Source organism: Alkalihalobacillus sp. AL-G, assembly GCF_030643805.1.
Taxonomy (GTDB): Bacteria; Bacillota; Bacilli; order Bacillales; family Fictibacillaceae; genus Pseudalkalibacillus.
Map to the genome: position 1 here is coordinate 399,378 of NZ_CP094656.1, position 17,499 is coordinate 416,876.

Here is a 17,499-nt window from a genome sequence, read left to right on the forward strand (position 1 = left end):
AATTTCGCAATTTTTGCTATCGAATGAAGTCTCATTTTACACGGAAAGCAGTGATGTTGACGCGACAATTGGAAGATTTGATGTGGAAATCGATTTTTTCACTCGAAACGGAACACATTTGACCGGGATTTGAAAAAAGAACCAAGCTGGCGCGAGATTGAGGCGGCTAACGAAAACAGCCTTTACAAAAAAACGATTATTTCGGGGAGGACATATCGATTATGTATAACGTAAAAGTGTTTGTCACATTAAAGGAAAGCGTGTTGGATCCACAGGGGGGAGCGGTTAAAGACTCACTCCACCGCCTGTCTTATCAATCCGTTGAAGATGTTCGAATCGGAAAATATATCGAGCTGACGATCAAAAAAGAAGACGGAGATATCGAGCAGCAGGTTCGTGAAATTTGCGAAAAACTGTTGGCGAACACGGTCATCGAAGATTTTACGTATCAAATCGAGGAGGTCGTCTCCCAGTGAAATTTGCAGTCGTCGTTTTTCCAGGATCGAACTGTGACGTAGATATGTATCACGCGATCAAGGATGAGCTTGGTGAAGGAGTCGAATATGTGTGGCACAACGATTCCGATTTAAGCGGATTTGATGGGATTCTGATTCCAGGCGGATTTTCTTACGGAGATTATTTACGAAGCGGTTCAATCGCTCGTTTTTCCAACATCATGGACTCAATCTATGAAGCTAATAAACAAGGGAAACCGATTCTCGGAGTTTGTAACGGATTTCAGATTTTGCTCGAAGCAGGATTGTTACCGGGTGCGATGCAACGGAACGAAAAACTTAAGTTCATCTGTCGCCACGTGGATCTTGTCGTTGAAAATAAGGATTCGATGTTCACGAGTGCGTATGAAATCGGTGAGGTCATCTCAGTACCGGTGGCACATGGTGAAGGAAACTATTATTGCGATGAAGCAACGTATGAAAAGCTGCTAGAAAACAATCAAGTCGCATTCCGTTACAAGCAAAACCTGAATGGCTCAAGTCACCAGATTGCGGGTATTACAAATGAGAGAGGTAACGTATTAGGGATGATGCCTCACCCGGAACGTGCTGTTGATGCGTTACTCGGAAGTGCGGATGGACTTAAACTTTTTAAATCGATCGTCAAAAGCTGGAGGGAAGCACATGTTGTATCCTCATGAACCTACAGAGCAATTAATTAAAGAACAGAAGCTGTATCAAGAAATGGGTTTGAACGATGAAGAATTCGCGATGGTCGAATCGATTCTCGGTCGTCTTCCGAACTATACGGAAACAGGGTTGTTTTCAGTCATGTGGTCAGAGCATTGCAGCTATAAAAATTCCAAGCCTGTCCTTCGGAAGTTTCCTGTCGATGGTCCGTGTGTCCTTCAAGGACCTGGTGAAGGCGCTGGAATCGTAGACATCGGTGATGAACAGGCCGTCGTTTTTAAAATCGAAAGCCACAACCATCCTTCGGCAATCGAGCCGTATCAAGGTGCTGCAACAGGTGTCGGCGGGATCATTCGTGATGTATTTTCAATGGGTGCGCGTCCCGTTGCCTTATTGAATTCACTTCGTTTCGGTGAGCTGACTTCGGATCGAGTGAAGTACTTGTTCGAAGAGGTTGTCGCCGGAATCGCAGGCTATGGAAACTGCATCGGGATCCCGACAGTCGGCGGTGAAGTCCAGTTCGACAAATCATATGATGGAAACCCGCTCGTTAATGCGATGTGTGTCGGCTTGATCGAACATAAAGACATCCAGAAGGGCCAGGCGAAAGGGATCGGGAACTCGGTCATGTATGTCGGTGCCCGTACGGGTCGTGACGGTATCCATGGCGCGACCTTCGCATCCGAAGAATTGAACGATGCGTCTGATGAAAAGCGTCCAGCGGTTCAGGTCGGTGATCCGTTCATGGAAAAGCTTTTACTTGAAGCGTGCCTTGAGCTTGTTCAATGTGATGCACTTGTCGGAATTCAAGATATGGGAGCGGCAGGATTGACGTCATCCTCAAGTGAGATGGCAAGTAAATCTGGCACCGGAATCGAGATGAACCTTGACCTCGTGCCACAGCGTGAAACGAACATGACACCATATGAAATGATGCTTTCTGAATCACAGGAACGGATGTTGATCGTCGTTGAAAAAGGTCGAGAAAACGAAATCGAAGCGATTGTTGAAAAGTGGGGTCTTGATGCCATTACGATTGGTGAAGTTATTGAAGAGAAAGTGCTCCGTCTTACTCATAAAGGTGAAGTCGTTTCAAATGTGCCGGTTGATGCTTTAGCAGAAGAAGCACCGGTTTACAATAAGCCGAGTACTGTTCCGGCCTATTATGAACAATTCCAGCAACAAGCTTCCTATGTTCCGAATGTAGTAGATTACAAGGATACATTGCTGAAATTACTAGCCCAGCCTACGATTGCAAGCAAATCATGGGTGTTCGATCAGTATGACCATATGGTAAGAACGAGCACGGTCGTTTCCCCTGGCTCGGATGCAGCTGTTGTGCGAATCCGTGGTACGCGTAAAGCACTTGCGATGACGACAGACTGTAATTCCCGCTATTTATATCTCGATCCGGAGGTCGGCGGAAAAATCGCTGTAGCGGAAGCAGCACGTAACATCGTATGTTCAGGTGGTGAACCACTAGCGATCACGGATTGTTTGAACTTTGGGAATCCTGAAAAACCTGAAATCTTCTGGCAGTTGGAGAAGGCAGTCGAAGGGATGAGCGATGCGTGTCGTACGCTCTCAACACCAGTCATCAGCGGAAATGTTTCCCTTTACAACGAAACGAACGGTGAAGCGGTTTACCCAACACCGGTTGTCGGAATGGTTGGCTTGGTGCATGACATCGACCACGTGACAACACAATCGTTTAAAGAAGCGGGAGACGTCATCTATATGATCGGTGAAACGAAGCCGGAATTTTCCGGAAGTGAATTACAGAAGCTGCTTGAGGGGTCGATTTCGGGTAAAGCTCCAGAGCTTGACTTGGAAAAAGAGCTAGCTTACCAGTCTCAGCTTTTAAAAGCGATTCAAGCGGGTGTCGTCCAGTCGGCGCATGACATTGCAGAAGGAGGATTAGCAGTAGCGGCAGCAGAAAGCATGATCGATACAAAACTTGGTGCTTCATTTACCGTTTCAGGAGACGAATTGGCTGCCTTGTTCAGTGAATCGCAATCACGATTCCTCGTTTCGGTGAACCCAGAAAACGTTGAGGAATTTGAAAGATTTGTAGAAGAAGCAACGGCAATCGGTGTCGTTCTCGACCGGCCGGTATTACGAATCGAAACTTCAGAAGGGAAAGAGCTCGTTTCAGCTTCTCACGAGGAGCTAGAAACAGCCTGGAAAGGAGCTATTCCATGCTTGCTGACATCAAAGGTTTAAACGAAGAATGTGGTGTTTTTGCAGTTTGGGGTCATCCCGAAGCTGCTCAGCTCACTTATTACGGATTGCACAGTCTTCAGCATCGCGGGCAAGAAGGTGCTGGAATAGCGGTAACAGACGGGGAACAGGTTCGTTTTCATAAATCGAATGGCCTTGTTACAGAGGTTTTTAACCAGGGTGAATTATCGACTTTGACAGGAGAATCCGCAATTGGCCACGTCAGATATTCAACTGCTGGGGGTAATGAGCATGCGAATGTTCAACCGCTCGTCTTTCAATCCCAGCGTGGTGGTCTTGCACTCGCTCATAACGGAAATCTTGTCAACGCGAACGGGCTTAAGCATCAGCTGGAGGCACAGGGAAGTATTTTTCAAACGACATCCGATACCGAAGTGCTCGCCCATCTCATTAAGCGCAGTGGTTTCATCGATCTCCGTGACCAGGTGAAAAATGCACTGACGATGATCAAAGGTGCTTACGCGTTTGTGATCATGACGGAAAATGGAATTATGGCAGCACTTGACCCGAATGGAATGCGACCGCTTTCTATCGGTAAAATCGGTGACGCGTACGTGATCGCTTCTGAAACATGTGCATTCGATGTTATCGGTGCTGAATTCATTCGTGACGTTGAGCCTGGCGAACTGCTGATCATCGACGATTCAGGGATCGAAAGTGATTCGTTCACGACGTCGACGAATCGAGCGATGTGCAGCATGGAGTACATTTATTTTTCGAGGCCTGACAGCAGCATCGATGAGATCAATATTCATGCCGCTCGTAAAAATCTTGGGAAACGTCTTGCAGATGAAGCATATGTTGAAGCGGATGTTGTGACAGGTGTGCCAGATTCGAGTATTTCTGCTGCGATCGGGTATGCAGAAGCAGCGGGAATTCCATACGAGCTCGGATTGATCAAAAACCGTTATGTCGGACGCACGTTCATCCAGCCGTCTCAAGCGTTACGGGAGCAAGGTGTGAAAATGAAGCTTTCTCCAGTACGCGGGATTGTGGAAGGTAAGCGTGTCGTGATGGTCGATGATTCGATCGTACGTGGAACAACAAGCCGCCGAATCGTACAAATGCTGCGTGATGCTGGTGCGAAAGAGGTCCATGTCCGAATCAGCTCACCGCCGATTGCACATCCTTGTTTTTACGGAATCGACATTTCTTCCAAGGATGAATTGATCGCATCGAATCGATCAGTCGAGGAAATCCGTGAGATTATCGGAGCCGATTCGCTTGAATACTTGAGCATCGATGGCATGATGGGGTCCATCGGCAGAAATCCGAATGAGCAGAACTGTGGACAATGCCTCGGTTGCTTTACAGGAAAATATCCGACGGAAATCTACCCAGATACCGTTTTACCACATGAAAAAGAACTCGTTTATAAATAAAGAGAGGTCGATTTACGTCCGTAAATCATCCGAATGAGCTTTACTGGGAGTTAGACACGTATTTCGGGAGTTAGACATGTATTTTCGAAGTTAGACACGTATTTCGGGAGTTAGACATGTATTTTTAGAGTTAGACATGTATTTCGGGAATTAGCCTCGGTCTTTTCCGATATCATCTTCAGAAATAAACAAAAAATGTTCAATCGAATCGATTTACGACTCGTAAATCATCATTTCAATAAAAAACGTCCGAATTTTTAATCAAAGGAGGGGTTCGAATGGCACAAGCATACAAAAGTGCAGGAGTCGATGTTGAGGCGGGGTACGAAGCGGTCAACCGAATGAAAAAGCACGTAAAGGAAACGATGCGTCCAGAGGTACTCGGAGGAATCGGTGCATTCGGCGGGATGTTTGACCTGTCAAAGATCAATGTAAAAGAGCCTGTCCTCGTTTCCGGAACTGATGGCGTCGGGACGAAGCTGATGCTTGCGATCCAGATGGATAAACATGACACGATCGGTATCGACGCGGTTGCTATGTGCGTGAACGACATTGTGGCGCAAGGGGCTGAGCCGCTTTACTTTTTAGATTACATTGCCTGCGGAAAGCTTGAGCCTGAAAAAGTAGAGCAGATCGTCAAAGGGATTGCTGACGGGTGTAAGCAGGCTGGAGCAGCATTGATCGGTGGGGAAACCGCTGAAATGCCAGGGATGTACGACGCGAAGGATTACGATCTCGCTGGTTTTACAGTCGGTATTGCAGAGAAATCCAAGCTGATCAATCCGGAAAACGTCCAAGAAGGCGATGCGTTGATCGGAATCGCATCAAGCGGTATTCACAGCAACGGCTATTCTCTAGTGCGAAAAGTGCTTTTTGAACAGGCGGACTATGCGTTCGGTCAAACGTTTGAACAGCTTGATAAACCGCTCGGTGAAGAGGTGTTAACCCCGACGAAAATCTATGTGAAACCAGTGCTCAATGTTTTAAAATCATACGAGGTTTCTGGAATCGCTCATATTACAGGCGGCGGTTTTAACGAAAATATTCCTCGTATGCTTCCTGAAGGTCTATCGGCTGACATCGACTTCGGGTCCTGGCCGATTCCGGCAATTTTCTCGATCATCCAAACGGCAGGCGACCTTTCGATGAAGGATATGCTTGGGACGTTCAACATGGGGATCGGTATGGTTCTTGCGGTCAAAAATGAACTGGTCGTCGACGTGATTCGTTCTCTTGAGGATAGTGGAGAGAAAGCGTATACTATCGGCCGAGTAAAGGAAGGCGAAGGGATCACATTTGGCGGAGGAACAGTGGAATGACGAAGATCGCTGTCTTTGCATCAGGTTCTGGAACGAACTTTCAAGCGATTCTTGACGCAATCGACAACGGTGCCCTACATGCGAATGTGGCTCTCCTTGTTTGCGACAAGCCCGGTGCCGCGGTCATCGAACGTGCTGAGAAGAAGAACATCCCGACCTTTGCGTTTTATCCAAAGGAATTCCCGAGTAAGCAAGCGTTTGAATCACTCATTTTAGAAGAGCTAAAGCAAGCTGAGGTTCAACTGGTGGTTTTAGCTGGATATATGAGATTGATCGGCGAAACGCTGCTTTCAGAGCTAGAAGGAAAAATCATCAACCTCCATCCGTCGATGTTACCTGCTTTTCCGGGTAAGGATGCAATCGGACAAGCTCTCGATTCAGGTGTAAGCGAGACCGGGGTGACTGTCCATTTTGTCGATAGAGGAATGGACACTGGACCGATTATCGAGCAAAAAACCGTTCCAATTTATGAATCGGATACGAAGGAAGACCTTGAGCAACGGATTCACAAGGTTGAACATGAACTTTACCCACAAGTGATTCAGAAACTCATTCAATCCAAAGTAACACACAACATATAGGAAGGGGCGAGTCGAACTATGAAGCGTGCACTCATCAGTGTTTCGAACAAGCAAGGATTGATCCCGTTTGTCGAGGGGCTAATCGAACAAGGAGTCGAAATCGTATCAACAGGCGGTACGAAAAAGACGATTGAAGACGAGGGGCTGAATGTTACGGGAATTTCAGACGTAACTGGATTCCCTGAAATTATGGATGGACGTGTCAAAACGTTGCACCCGATGATCCATGGCGGTCTATTAGCAATGCGGGACAATGAATCTCACCTATCCCAAATGCGTGAACATGGAATTGAAATGATCGATCTCGTCGTCGTGAACCTTTATCCGTTCAAGGAGACGATCTCGCGCTTAGACGTCAGCTATGAGGAAGCAATCGAGAACATTGATATTGGCGGCCCGAGCATGCTGCGCGCTGCTGCCAAAAACCACAAGTATGTTACCGTAGCAACCGATCCTGCTGATTATGGGTTGATCCTTGGCGAGTTGAAGCTAAATGGCGCTGTCGAGCTTGAAACACGTAAGCGTCTCGCGGCAAAGGTGTTCCGTCATACAGCCGCATACGATGCACTGATCGCACAATACTTAACGGAGTCGGTCGGCGAGGAATACCCTGAATCCTATACGGCTACCTATACGAAAAAGCAAGCGCTCCGATACGGGGAGAACCCTCATCAACAGGCAGCTTTTTATGAGGAACCGATCGGCGCGTCTTCTTCAATTGCTAAGGCCGTTCAATTGCACGGAAAAGAACTATCGTACAACAATATTAATGATGCAGATGCCGCATTAGAGATGATCCGCGAATTTTCGGAACCAGCTGTTGTGGCCGTAAAGCATACGAATCCATGTGGTGTCGGTGTTGGCAACGTGTTGAGTGAAGCTTACGACCAAGCCTATAAAGCGGATCCTGTTTCGATATTTGGCGGGATCGTTGCGACGAATCAAGCGGTCGATGCGGAAACGGCTCAGAAAATGCGAGAAATTTTCCTTGAGATCATTATCGCACCATCATATACGGAAGAAGCGTTAGCGATTTTAAAAGAAAAGAAAAACCTGCGTCTCTTAGAGGTTCCAATCGTTGCAAACTCTGATCAAGCCTCAAGTCGGATTCGCACTGTTTCAGGTGGAGCACTTGTTCAACAAGAGGATCGATTCGGATTCGACCAAGCTGACTTAAAGATAGCAACAAAGCGTGAACCGACAGAGAAAGAGTGGGCTGACCTTAAGCTTGCATGGAAAATCGTAAAGCATGTCAAATCGAATGCCATCATTCTCGCTAAGGAAAATCGTACGATCGGCGTTGGTGCTGGACAAATGAACCGGGTCGGTGCTGCGAAAATCGCCATCGAACAAGCTGGGGATCAAATCGAAGGGTCTGCCCTTGCATCCGATGCATTTTTCCCGATGAATGACACAGTCGAGGCTGCTGCTAAAGCAGGTGTAACAGCGATCATCCAGCCTGGTGGATCAATACGCGACCAAGAATCAATCGATAAAGCGGACGAATACGGAATCGCGATGGTTTTAACAGGCATTCGCCACTTCAAACATTAAAAGAGGTAGTATCTCATTGCCAAGGGCACGTTGAGGGCAACGTAGAGGTCCAGTCGTGCCCTTCATGTGCATAAACTGCGGTTCAGGGTCAAGAAAGAGCATGAATCGTTCTATTAATGAGTAGATGAGCAAAACTCGCACACTATTGAAATCGAATTTATCTATACCTAATTCGGGAGGTTTTTATTCAATGAACGTACTTATAGTCGGAAAAGGTGGACGAGAGCATGCAATCGCTTGGAAAATCGAACAAAGCGAAAAAGTGGAGAATGTTTATGTCGCACCAGGCAATGCCGGTATGACGGATGTAGCAAGCTGCGTGCCAATTGACGAATCTGCCCATGAACAGCTTATCGATTTTGCAAAAAAAGAAAAAATCGATTTGACGATTGTAGGTCCAGAACAACCCTTGCTCGATGGTCTCGTTGATCGCTTTCAAGAGGAAGGTCTTCGCGTTTTTGGACCGAACCGCAACGCAGCACTCATTGAAGGAAGTAAGTCTTATGCAAACGACCTTATGAAAAAGCACCAAATCCCAACGGCAGAATCAGCTTCTTTTACCAATTATGAAGAGGCAAACGCTTACCTACGTAAAAAAGGTGCACCCATTGTCATTAAAGCGGACGGACTAGCGGCCGGAAAAGGCGTCGTTGTTGCAATGACGAAGGGAGAAGCGGAATCTGCACTCCAAAGCATGATGCTCGATTCGAAGTTTGGAGCAGCGAGTACGAAAGTTGTCATCGAAGAGTATTTACAAGGAGAAGAATTTTCGCTGATGGCATTCGTCAATGGTACAACGGTCTTACCGATGGTCATTTCTCAAGATCATAAACGGGCTTACGAGGGTGACGTCGGTCCGAATACTGGAGGGATGGGCGCCTACTCACCGGTACCACACATTTCCGATGAGACTGTCGAAAAGGCAATCGAGACCGTATTACGACCAATGGCCGAAGCACTTGTAAAAGAAGGATCACCTTTTACTGGCGTTTTATATGCAGGGTTAATGCTTACCGAGCAAGGTCCGAAAGTGATTGAATTTAATGCACGTTTCGGGGACCCGGAAACACAAGTTGTTTTACCTCGGCTCAAAAACGATCTATATGAAGTGATGATAAGCCTATTGGCAGAGGAATCCATTGAACTCGAATGGGATGACGCATGCTATGTCGGGGTTGTATTGGCATCTGGCGGCTATCCGGAATCGTATCAAAAAGGTTTTGCAATCGAGGGGCTTGAAACACTCTCTGCGGAAACACTTCTCATTCAAGCTGGGGTTAAAGAAAACGGTGGAAACCTCGTGACAGACGGGGGACGGATCCTTCTTTTAGCCTCAAAAGGAAAGACGCTTGAGGGCGCCCGAACGAAGGTTTATGAGGAAATATCCAAAATAGGCTGTGAAGACAGCTTTTACCGAAACGATATTGCGCATCGTGCTATTTCGGCGCTTTCTTCTTAACAGAAAAATAGTAAAGCGCAACGATACTACCAATAATTAACGCAAGAACGAAAAAAATATGAGTTGCATAATCCAAAATTACATTCATGAAAAACATCACCTTTTATTAAAATGGTTAAGGGGCTGACGCTGATCATCCCCTTTTTTACGTTAAACCGAATCGAAAAACTCCGATTTATACGGCAAAATCCCGACCTTCGAAGTGAATTGCATAATCCCTGGTGAAATGCCAAGTCGAGACTGCTACAGATGCTCTTAAAATACGATTTTCCATATTTTTTCACCTTTTTAACTTAAGTTGATGGATTAATCGGTGAACCCTCTTGTGTTAACGATGCAATATCCATGTCATTCAATTTTTGTCCGCGTTCGTACAATTCTGTAACAGGGCAGTATTTTGTGATCCCTTCGCCTACCTTCATTGCACCACAAACCATCCAGAACAGATTTCCTTGACTATTGGGTCGGCGGCCGAGACGTGCTGCAGACCAAGCGACCATTGTCAGTCCAATAGTAATTCGGATCAATGCATTTACAGTACCGATGTTTGACTTCATAATAATCTCCTCCTTTTATTTGTTCCACGTTTAGAAATTCTAAACATACTTTCTAGTACAATTAAGGCTCAGCCTTCGCCAAAGCTTGGCAAGGGCCTTTAGGGACCAAGGTTTCTTTGCTGTTGGTATAAATCGGATTATGGTAATATGAAACAAAAAGACGCAACGTACTTGGGGTGACGAAATGACACAACACATCACACATTGGACAAAGCAACAGCTCCGCACACACCTGCAGGTCATTCAAGGTGATGCAGCTCCTACTCTTGTCCTGAAAAACGCTACATATTTGAATCATGGTTTAAAACAATGGTTGACGGCGAATATTTGGATCTACGAGGATCGCATCGTATATGTCGGCAGTAAAATGCCCCGGAACAATGAAGGATGCGAATTCGTGGATTGCGAGAATCAATTCGTTGTCCCGGGTTACATAGAACCACATGCTCATCCTTTTCAGTTATATAATCCCCATACCTTTGCGCGTTATTCAGCAAAACGGGGAACGATGACCTTTGTGAATGACAATTTAATGCTTTTGCCATTGTCGAATGAGAAAGCGCTTTCGTTCATGACGGAAATCAATCAACTGCCGTATAGCTTCTTCTGGTGGTGCCGATACGATTCCCAGACCAAACTGCAAAACGAGTCTGAAGTGTTTTCAGACGAAATGTTCAACTCTTTCCTCAATCATCCATATGTCGTTCAGGGCGGTGAATTAACGAGCTGGCCGGCCGTATTAAAGGGTGATGATCAAACACTCCACTGGATGCAGGAGACAAAACGTAGAGGATTGAAAGTGGAAGGGCATTTACCAGGAGCATCGGAACGGACTCTGACGAAAATGGCGGTTCTCGGAATCGATTGCGACCATGAAGCGATGACCGGGGAAGAAGCTGTTAGGAGAATGACGCTCGGCTACACAACCTCCCTTCGTTACTCGTCGATTCGACCGGATCTTCCGGAAATTCTTGAGGAGATGCTGAGTCTTGGTGTTCGGAACTTCGAGCGTGTATTGATGACGTCTGACGGGTCAACCCCGAACTTTTATAAGGATGGAGTCACTGATGCAATGATTCGGATCGCCATTGAAAAAGGTGTGCCGATCGAGGACGCTTATGCGATGGCTTCCTACAATGTGGCTCGGCATTACGGAATGGACCACTTATACGGAATGATTGCACCAGGCAGGCTGGCGAACCTGAATATCCTCGAAGACCAGTCGAATCCAACACCGACCGCTGTTCTCTCAAAAGGAATTTGGATTAGCGATGAACCTGAAGAAACGTTCGATTGGGACCGGTTTGATATTAAGCCGTATGATATCGACTGGAATCTTTCTGTAAAGGATTTGCACGTGACTTCACCGGTCGGAATCAATATGGTAAACGCGGTTATTACGAAACCGTACCGATCAGAGCTCGACAATACAGGGGAAGAGCTATCAGCCCAACACGATGAATGCTTTTTCTCGCTCATCGATAAAAATGGATCCTGGCACGTCAACACGATGTTAAAAGGCTTTGCAACAGGAGTATCAGGATTTGTAAGTTCGTATTCCAACAGCGGTGACATTATTCTTATCGGAAAACGAAAGAAGGATATGATAACTGCATTTGAACGTATGAAAGAGCTTGGTGGGGGTATCGTTCTCGTTGAAAGCGGTGAGATTGTTTGTGAGGTTCCGTTAACACTAAACGGCGGATCGTCTATTGAACCGATGGAAGAGATTATGAAACAACAGTCCCATCTGGTCTCGTCGTTAAAGGAAAGAGGATATGCATTCGTCGATCCAATTTATAGTCTTCTATTTTTCTCGTCAACCCATCTTCCATATATTCGAATTACACCAAGCGGAATGGTGGATGTGATGAAAAATGAGGTATTGTTTCCTGTCGTAATGCGTTAAACTATAAAAGAGAGAGGAAGTTCAAAAAGGCAACCAAGAGCCCATGTACCTGCGTCTACAAGTTTATTCCAGGATATAAGCTTCCTCGGTACAACTCGTAGCTTATGTGAAAGTACCGCTCGTTGCTATCGAAGAAAGCATTCTCGGTGCAAGGCAACTAAGATGTCTTATAAGTTAGTAGCCTTCCTCAAAACTGTCGTGCCTTGGGCTCACAGGATGTGAGTCAGTTCGACGTTGTTACAAGAATTAGTACTTGCATAACTTCATTGGGGTTTTGCGCCGAGTAACCGCTGGCGCAGGTTGTTCCTCTTCGTTGACTATTTGGTTATAGATTTATGGAATTGTATCATAGGGTTGTTTGAGGGGAAGTTACAACATGAATTTTAGGGAAACTAGGGGTGTAAACAATATGAAAAAAGGGTTGTTTGTTACAGTTATCATAGCGCTATTTCTTATGCTTGCTGCTTGTGGGCCGAAGGAAACGACGAAAGACATTGATAAGCCCGATTCGGATGAGCCAAAAACGGAAGTACCGAAAGAAGAAGATGAAGCACCTAAGGAGCCTGAATTTGCTTACACGTTCCCGCTGACAGGAAAGGGAACGAATGATGCATTGAATGACCGTGTTGTCGGAGTAATGGTCAACAACGCTCCAAAGGCTCGACCTCAATCTGGTTTGCATAAAGCCGATGTCGTTTACGAAGTACTTGCAGAAGGCCGGATTACGAGATTCCTTGCCTTATTTCAAAGTGAAAAGCCTGAAATCATCGGTCCAGTCCGTAGTGCACGTGACTACTATATTCGTCTAAGCAATGGGTTTGATGCAATTTATGTTCATCACGGCTGGAGTCCTTCAGCAAAGAATATGCTCGTCGGGGGCAATATTGATTCATTGAATGGTCTTTATTATGATGGAACTCTGTTTAAGCGTGCATCGTTTCGACGGGCTCCGCATAATTCCTATATAACTTATGAAAATATTATAAAAGAATCGAAGAAACAGAAGTATGAGCTTAAGCAGGAGATTCCTTCACTGCCTTTTTTAACAGAGGAAGAAGTGAAAGCGGTCGAAGGTGACCCTGCGAATACGATCACGATTACGTATGGTAAGTATTATGAGGTACAATATAAATATCAGCCTGAAAAAGGAATGTACATCCGATTTTCCGACGATATACAAACGATCGATCGTGAAACAGAGATACCGATTGAATTATCCAATATATTCATCGCAGAAGCGACTCATCAGGTGATCGATAGTGCCGGTCGTCGACGAGTTGACCTCGAAAGCGGCGGGAAGGCTTTGTTATTCCAGCAAGGAAAAGTTCAGGTGGTCAAATGGGTCAATGAAAACGGACGCATTGTTCCTGCTGCAGAAGGAAAGAAAGCTGCTTTTGCGCCAGGTAAAACGTGGATAAATATAGTCCCTGCAATTGATCAGGATGTTAAATATAATTAATCGCAATTGAAGAGGAGGGAAAACGATGCAAATCGATAAGCTAAGAGGAAGAACACTGGATCAACTATTTGACGCAATATTATCGTTGAAAGATCGCGAAGAATGCTACCAGTTTTTTGATGACCTCGCTACGATCAACGAAATACAATCTCTTGCCCAGCGTTTAGAGGTTGCCCGAATGCTTCAGGAAGGCTTTACGTATCATAAAATTGAAGATGAAACAGGTGCAAGCACGGCTACGATTTCACGAGTGAAGCGCTGCTTGAACTATGGAAACGATAGCTATCAAATGACATTAGACCGCGTTCATAAAGAGTAATTACCCAAATGACGAAACGCCCACAGCCAGAGATGGCTGCTGGGCGTTTTTTTAATTGGTGAAAAGATTGAAACGCGCTGTCTGACGCAGATCAATGACCTTTTTACTATGCGTGGCCGAAATATAAGATTTCGTGGCCGAATTAATCCAATCCGTGGCCGAAATATCATATTCTGTGATTGATTTAACGTTTGAGGTTAAGGAGAAGTAAATGAAATCCCCCCAAATGGCGCCCCAATTCTTCTATAAATGGATTTTTCCACCTTAATTGCTCTCTATTGATGTGTTTTTATCCGAAAATAGGACTTATCCCTGTCGTTTTTATTGCAGCAGTTATCTGATTTTAGCATCGAATAACTTTCTATCTTGAATTGATTCCAACCTGCTCCCCAGAATGTTCCATCAATTTTTCTCATAGGGATAGTCGGGAGTTTGTTTTTACCGCCTGCCATTTCTGTTATAATCCATAAAGGAAGTGTTAATTAGGAGGATTACCATGTTTGAATATAGAGAATGGAAGCATGTATTCAAGCTTGACCCGAATAAAGAGATCACACCAGAGATGCTTGAAGCGATTTGCGAGTCAGGGACAGATGCCGTCATCGTTGGAGGAAGTGATGGTGTGACCTTAGAAAATACAATTGACTTACTTTCGAGAATTCGAAAGTATACCGTTCCGTGTGTACTTGAGGTTTCGAATACGGAATCGATTACACCGGGATTTGACTATTACTTTGTGCCAAGTGTCTTGAACAGCACGAACCCGGATTGGATAGTCGGACTTCATCATGAAGCAATCAAGGAATACGGTGAGCTGATCAACTGGAACGAGCTTGTCGCGGAGGGCTATTGCATCGTCAACAAGGAATCGAAGGCAGCCCAGATTTCCGAGGCCGATACAAATCTTGATAATGAGGATATTCTTGCCTATGCCAGAATGTCGGAGCATATGTTTCGACTGCCGATCTTTTACCTGGAATACAGCGGTACATATGGGGATGTGGAGATTGTGAAGGACATCAGCACAGTCTTAGATAAAACCCACTTCTTCTACGGTGGTGGAATTAAAGACGATACGCAAGCACGTGAAATGGCGCAATTCGCAGATACGATCGTCGTCGGAAACGTTATCTACGAGGATCTGAACGCCGCAATTCGCACCGTCCGTGTCGTAAAAGGTTAGATTGTTTTTTGGGACAAATTAAGATAGACTCAACACAAGAACATACGTTTGCTTAGGTGGTGGAAACATGCAACAAATTGTAGATCGATTAATGAACGGATTGAACCCCGAACAGAAAAAGGCCGTCAAACATACGGAAGGACCACTCTTGATCATGGCCGGTGCCGGAAGTGGGAAGACTCGCGTTCTAACACACAGGATTGCCTATCTTCTCGTCGAAAAAGGAGTTGCCCCGTGGAACATCCTTGCGATCACTTTTACGAACAAGGCCTCAAGAGAAATGCAATCAAGAGTAGCAGCAATTACCGGTCCTGCTGCAGATAACATTTGGATTTCAACGTTCCACTCAATGTGTGTAAGGATTTTACGTCGGGATTCGGACAGGATTGGAATCAACCGGAACTTCACGATTCTTGATGCCACGGACCAACTATCAGTAATTAAACAGGCGCTGAAGGATTTGAACCTCGACACGAAAAAATTCGATCCGAGAAGCATACTTGGAATCATCAGCTCAGCCAAAAACGAATTGAAAACAGCCGCCCAGTTTCAAAAAACAGCTTCTGGTTTATTTGAAGAGGTTGCAGCCGATGTGTACGAGATTTACGAAAAACAGCTTCGTAAAAACCATGCACTCGATTTTGATGACCTGATCATGTCGACGATCAAGTTGTTTGAGCGGGTGCCGGAAGTTCTTGAACATTACCAGCGAAAATTTCAATACATTCATGTCGATGAGTACCAAGATACGAACCGAGCTCAATACGTGCTCGTCAATCTGTTAGCCGATCGATTCCGCAACCTCTGTGTTGTCGGGGATTCGGACCAGTCCATCTACAAATGGCGTGGTGCAGATATCGCAAATATTCTATCGTTTGAACAAGACTATTCTGACGCTGAAGTGATTTTACTTGAGCAAAATTATCGTTCCACAAAACGGATTCTTCAGGCGGCAAATGAAGTGATTCAGAACAACACAGGCCGCAAGCCGAAGAACCTTTGGACAGAAAATACCGACGGACAGAACATCCATTACTATCAGGGTGATAATGAGCATTCAGAAAGCTATTTTGTCGTCGGAAAAATCAAGGATATGATCCAAAGCGGTTCCCGAAAGCCGTCTCAAATTGCAATTCTTTACCGAACGAACGCCCAGTCTCGTGTCATGGAGGAAGCGCTCGTCAAATCGAACATTACGTACACGATCGTTGGAGGCACAAAGTTCTATGACCGTAAAGAGATCAAGGACATTCTCGCGTATCTTCGCTTGATTGCGAACCCGGATGACGATATTAGCTTAAGTCGGATAATCAACGTTCCAAGGCGAGGAATTGGCGCCTCTACTTTAGATAAAATTGTCCAGTACGCCGCAGATCATGACCTGTCGTTAATGGATGCCATTGGTGAGATTGAACAAATTGGATTAAGTGCCCGGTTTGTCAACTCACTATCTGAATTCCGGAACCTGCTCATGAACTGGGCGAAAATGCAGGAATACCTTTCTGTGACTGAGCTTACCGAGGAGGTTCTCGATAAGACCGGCTATAAGGATATGTTGAAAAATGAAAAATCGATTGAAGCACAGAGCCGTCTCGAAAACCTAGATGAATTTTTAACCGTTACACAGGAATTTGAAAAACGTAATGACGATAAGAGCCTCGTCGCCTTTTTGACCGACCTCGCATTGGTTGCAGATATCGATAAGATGGATGAGGATGAAGAGGAAAACAAGAAAAAAGACGGTGTCGTATTGATGACGCTCCATTCCGCAAAAGGGCTTGAATTTCCTGTCGTCTTTCTAATGGGGCTTGAAGAGGGAATCTTTCCGCACAGTCGCTCCCTTTTTGAAGAGGATGAAATGGAAGAGGAACGCCGCCTCGCATACGTTGGAATCACGCGAGCGGAGGAAGAGCTTTATTTGACGAATGCAAGAATGCGAACATTATATGGTAAAACAAATACGAACGCACCATCACGATTCATTAATGAGATTCCAGATGAGCTTGTGGAATCACTTAGTGAAGAACAAAAAACCGTGCCATGGATGAAAACATCAGGGGCAGGGAACCCAACGAGCCCACAACAACGTCGAACTTCACACAGAATTACCCCTGCAAAACCGGGTAGTGAAACACTGGATTGGCGTGTTGGAGATAAAGCGAAGCACGGGAAATGGGGCGTCGGAACTGTTGTCAGCACAAAAGGCGAGGGTGACTCGCTAGAGCTTGATATCGCCTTTCCACAACCGACTGGCATCAAACGGTTGTTGGCGAAGTTCGCCCCGATTGAAAAAGCTTAAAAGAGAGGTTGTTTAAAAAGACCGGAGGCTCACAGGATGTGCAGTCAGTTCGACGTTATCACAGGACGTGATGGGTTTAGTCGAACTTCATT

The 17,499-nt window shown here is 45.5% G+C and carries 15 protein-coding genes; 13 read left to right on the plus strand and 2 right to left on the minus strand.

Annotation, left to right across the window (positions count from 1 at the left end; genetic code table 11):
- Nucleotides 1-221 precede the first annotated feature (221 nt).
- From purS to purD, 8 genes are all read left to right on the plus strand, one after another.
- Entirely contained in the window at nt 222-476 is a 255-nt protein-coding gene (gene purS / locus MOJ78_RS02105) for a phosphoribosylformylglycinamidine synthase subunit PurS (RefSeq protein WP_304979577.1), read from the plus strand.
- Nucleotides 473-1,156 (plus strand): phosphoribosylformylglycinamidine synthase subunit PurQ, encoded by a 684-nt coding sequence (gene purQ, locus MOJ78_RS02110; protein WP_304979578.1) that lies wholly within the window; start codon nt 473-475, stop codon nt 1,154-1,156. The genes purS and purQ overlap by 4 nt, the downstream gene beginning before the upstream one ends.
- Nucleotides 1,140-3,368 (plus strand): phosphoribosylformylglycinamidine synthase subunit PurL, encoded by a 2,229-nt coding sequence (purL, locus tag MOJ78_RS02115; RefSeq protein ID WP_304979579.1) that lies wholly within the window; start codon nt 1,140-1,142, stop codon nt 3,366-3,368. Before purQ ends, purL begins: the two co-directional genes overlap by 17 nt.
- Entirely contained in the window at nt 3,344-4,768 is a 1,425-nt protein-coding gene (gene purF / locus MOJ78_RS02120; protein ID WP_304979580.1) for an amidophosphoribosyltransferase, read from the plus strand. The genes purL and purF overlap by 25 nt, the downstream gene beginning before the upstream one ends.
- Nucleotides 4,769-5,046: 278 nt before the next feature.
- On the plus strand, nt 5,047-6,087 hold the full coding sequence (gene purM / locus MOJ78_RS02125; RefSeq protein WP_304979581.1) for a phosphoribosylformylglycinamidine cyclo-ligase: 1,041 nt from the start codon (nt 5,047-5,049) through the stop codon (nt 6,085-6,087).
- Entirely contained in the window at nt 6,084-6,668 is a 585-nt protein-coding gene (gene purN, locus MOJ78_RS02130; protein ID WP_304979582.1) for a phosphoribosylglycinamide formyltransferase, read from the plus strand. The genes purM and purN overlap by 4 nt, the downstream gene beginning before the upstream one ends.
- A gap of 18 nt (nt 6,669-6,686) precedes the next feature.
- Nucleotides 6,687-8,222, plus strand: a complete 1,536-nt coding sequence (gene purH, locus MOJ78_RS02135) for a bifunctional phosphoribosylaminoimidazolecarboxamide formyltransferase/IMP cyclohydrolase (RefSeq protein WP_304979583.1) — start codon at nt 6,687-6,689, stop codon at nt 8,220-8,222.
- A 190-nt stretch (nt 8,223-8,412) separates the two neighbouring features.
- The gene (gene purD / locus MOJ78_RS02140) at nt 8,413-9,681 is read left to right on the plus strand and encodes a phosphoribosylamine--glycine ligase (protein WP_304979584.1); all 1,269 of its coding nucleotides are present in this window, start codon (nt 8,413-8,415) and stop codon (nt 9,679-9,681) included.
- Here the strand turns inward: purD and MOJ78_RS20850 are convergent.
- Together MOJ78_RS20850 and MOJ78_RS02145 are read right to left on the minus strand one after the other, a co-directional pair.
- Nucleotides 9,659-9,778 carry an EYxxD motif small membrane protein gene (locus MOJ78_RS20850; protein ID WP_370529798.1) on the minus strand — a complete coding sequence of 40 codons (120 nt, stop codon included), beginning with the start codon at nt 9,776-9,778 and terminating at the stop codon, nt 9,659-9,661. The two genes, purD and MOJ78_RS20850, sit on opposite strands and share 23 nt — an antisense overlap.
- 196 nt (nt 9,779-9,974) lie before the next feature.
- On the minus strand, nt 9,975-10,238 hold the full coding sequence (locus tag MOJ78_RS02145) for a YgaP family membrane protein (protein ID WP_304979585.1): 264 nt from the start codon (nt 10,236-10,238) through the stop codon (nt 9,975-9,977).
- A gap of 184 nt (nt 10,239-10,422) precedes the next feature.
- Here MOJ78_RS02145 and MOJ78_RS02150 point away from each other — a divergent pair, with 184 nt between their 5' ends.
- From MOJ78_RS02150 to pcrA, 5 genes are all read left to right on the plus strand, one after another.
- The gene (locus MOJ78_RS02150) at nt 10,423-12,147 is read left to right on the plus strand and encodes an adenine deaminase C-terminal domain-containing protein (RefSeq protein WP_304979586.1); all 1,725 of its coding nucleotides are present in this window, start codon (nt 10,423-10,425) and stop codon (nt 12,145-12,147) included.
- Nucleotides 12,148-12,556: 409 nt separating this feature from the next.
- The gene (locus tag MOJ78_RS02155; RefSeq protein WP_370529799.1) at nt 12,557-13,606 is read left to right on the plus strand and encodes a DUF3048 domain-containing protein; all 1,050 of its coding nucleotides are present in this window, start codon (nt 12,557-12,559) and stop codon (nt 13,604-13,606) included.
- Nucleotides 13,607-13,631: 25 nt separating this feature from the next.
- On the plus strand, nt 13,632-13,925 hold the full coding sequence (locus tag MOJ78_RS02160) for a YerC/YecD family TrpR-related protein (protein ID WP_304979588.1): 294 nt from the start codon (nt 13,632-13,634) through the stop codon (nt 13,923-13,925).
- Between the two features lie 496 nt (nt 13,926-14,421).
- Nucleotides 14,422-15,108: a heptaprenylglyceryl phosphate synthase gene (locus MOJ78_RS02165; protein WP_304979589.1), complete on the plus strand. Its 687-nt coding sequence runs from the start codon at nt 14,422-14,424 to the stop codon at nt 15,106-15,108.
- A gap of 67 nt (nt 15,109-15,175) precedes the next feature.
- Nucleotides 15,176-17,407, plus strand: a complete 2,232-nt coding sequence (pcrA, locus tag MOJ78_RS02170) for a DNA helicase PcrA (protein WP_304979590.1) — start codon at nt 15,176-15,178, stop codon at nt 17,405-17,407.
- Nucleotides 17,408-17,499 lie beyond the last annotated feature (92 nt).